A 2,268-nucleotide genomic window follows, 5' to 3' on the forward strand; every position below is an offset into this window, starting at 1 on the left:
CATCTGGTGGCGGGCCCAGCCCTGCTGACGGCCCACGCCGCAGCTGTTGTTGTGGGCCAGCATACCGGCCCACATCAGGTCTGCCCGGGCGGCGTAATCATTGGGATCGGCCAGGGCCTTGGGAGCGGCGTCCACAATGGTTTTCATCAGCGCCTCGCACAGCCGGTCCGTCAGGGCCACATCCGGCGTGTTGGAGAAATACCGCTCGCAGATATGGGCAAACATATCCACGGCGCCGCTGGCGGTCTGATACGCCGGAAGGGAGCAGGTGAAGCGGGGGTCCAGCACGGCGAACTTGGGGCGGATCACATCGCTTTTCGGGCAGCCCCACTTCAGATTTCCCTTCTCCTGGGTGATGACGCAGCTGTCCGACCCCTCACTGCCGGCGGCAGAGATCGTCAGCACGACGCCCACCGGAAGCGTAGTGGAAATGACGGCCTTTCCGGTGAAGAAGTCCCAGAAGTCCCCGTCGTAGGGCACACCAAAGCCGATGGCCTTTGCGGTGTCGATGACGCTGCCGCCGCCCAGCGCCAGAAGAAAGTCACAGCCCTCCTGACGGCAGAGGTCAATGCCCTCGTATACCTTGCCGCTGCGGGGATTGGCCTGGACGCCGGAGAGCTCCGCCCAGGGAAGGCCGGACTCCCGCAAAGAGGCGGTCACGGCGTCATAGGCGCCGTTGCGCTTGACGGAGCCGCCGCCGGTGACCAGCAGTACCCTGGTTCCGCCAAAGCGGCGCACCAGGGCGCCGGTGTTTTTCTCTTCTCCGTCGCCGAAGACGAAGAGCGTGGGGGAGTAGAACGTGAAGTTGTTCATGGAAAGGCTCCTTTCTGAATGTTCAGCACGGATCGGGTGAGAATGACAGCAGGACACACAGCCCCATCTGCCGGAAAATCACCGGCTCAATAGCCCCGGCTGCGGTCCACCAGGTGGTGGAGCGGCTCCCCGGCGGCATAGCGGGTCAGGTTCTCACAGAAAATCTCCACGGCCTGGTCCCGGGTGTAGCCCAGAGACATGTTGCCGGAGATGTGGGGGGTCAGTACTAGGTTGCGGGTTTGCCACAGGGGGTGCCCCTGGGGCAGCGGTTCCGGCACCATTACGTCCAGGGCGGCACCGGCGATACGTTCCCCGTTCAAGGCCTCCATCAGCGCCTCTTGATCCACGGCGGTACCCCGGCCTACATTTAAAACCAGTGCATCCGACGGCAGAAGGGCAATGCGTTCCCGGGAGAGAGTGCCCACCGTCTCCGGTGTGCCGGGAAGTGCCATCACCAGCACGTGGGTCTCCGGCAGGATCTCATCCAGCCGGGCGATGGGCAGCACCCGGTCATATACGCTGCCGTCGGCCCGACCGCTGCGGTTGACGCCGGTGATGGGGCCGGCGCCCAACAGCTTGGCTTTCCGGGCAAAGGTGGTGCAGATGTCGCCGGTGCCCAGGCAGGTGATGGGGCTGCCCTGAATGGAGCGCATCTCCATAGCGGGAGTCCACTCCTGGCGGGCATTCCCCTGCAGATAGGCGGGCATGCGGCGCATGAGCATCAAAAGCGCCATGATGAGGTGCTCCGAGATGGTGGCGCCGTAGGCTCCGGCGGAGTTGGTCAAAAGACAGTCCGGGTTTGCAAAGATGCCGTCGTTTTTGCAGTAGGGGTCCACACCGGCGGTGGAGCTGCAAAACCATTTCAGCGTGGCAGGAGCAGTGCGCAGCAGCTGCGGAGACTGGGCATAGAGTACCTCGCAGTGCTGCAGGCAGGCGCTGGCCTCCTCGAACTGGCTGCCGGTGAAAAAGTAAGGGGTAAAGCCTACGGCCTGAGCGGTCTGCCGGATCTTGTCACAGTGGGCCTCCGAAAGAAAATCCTGATAAATACAGATGTCACGGCTCATGAAGATGAGACCTCCTTTGATAAAATTGTTGAGAAAAGCGGCACCGGGGATTACCGGTGGTCTGCCAGCAGGCGGCACACCTGCTCAGCACTCCGCATTCCATCGGCAGCGGCGGAGAGAATGCCGCCGGCGTATCCGGCGCCCTCTCCGCAGGGAAACAGCCCCGGAAGAGAGGCTTGCCCGGTTTCATCCCGGGGGATACGGACAGGAGAGGAAGAACGGCTTTCCACCGCCGTCAGTACGGCGTCCGGCGCGTCATAGCCCCGGAGCTTGCGGCCCAGCAGCGGCAGCGCCTGCTCCAGCGTCTCTGAGACAAAGGGCGGCAGGCACTGGTGCAGGTCCGTCCAGGTGACGGCGGGGCGGTAGGTGGGGAGGACGCGGCCGGGTCCCT

3 protein-coding genes (1 of these 3 cut by a window edge) are annotated in these 2,268 nt (G+C 63.8%); all 3 read right to left on the reverse strand.

The window, feature by feature from the left end; translation table 11 throughout:
* Positions 1-813: the 5' portion of an iron-containing alcohol dehydrogenase gene (locus tag QZL67_RS07595; RefSeq protein WP_022290131.1), read on the reverse strand. It extends 117 nt beyond the left edge of the window; only the first 813 of its 930 coding nucleotides appear in the window; its start codon is at positions 811-813; the stop codon falls past the left edge of the window.
* Positions 814-899: 86 nt separating this feature from the next.
* Complete coding sequence (locus QZL67_RS07600; protein WP_022290132.1) at positions 900-1,877, reverse strand: D-2-hydroxyacid dehydrogenase; 978 nt, start codon at positions 1,875-1,877, stop codon at positions 900-902.
* A gap of 50 nt (positions 1,878-1,927) precedes the next feature.
* On the reverse strand, positions 1,928-2,268 hold a 341-nt coding region (locus QZL67_RS07605), incomplete at its 5' end, for an FAD-dependent protein (RefSeq protein ID WP_373887781.1).

Source organism: Oscillibacter sp. CAG:155, assembly GCA_000436875.1.
In the GTDB taxonomy this organism is placed as follows: domain Bacteria; phylum Bacillota; class Clostridia; order Oscillospirales; family Oscillospiraceae; genus Oscillibacter.

Bases quoted from the DNA above. Each gene is read 5' to 3' on its own strand.
- QZL67_RS07600 (WP_022290132.1), bottom strand. From the start codon at position 1,877: ATGAGCCGTGACATCTGTATTTATCAGGATTTTCTTTCGGAGGCCCAC.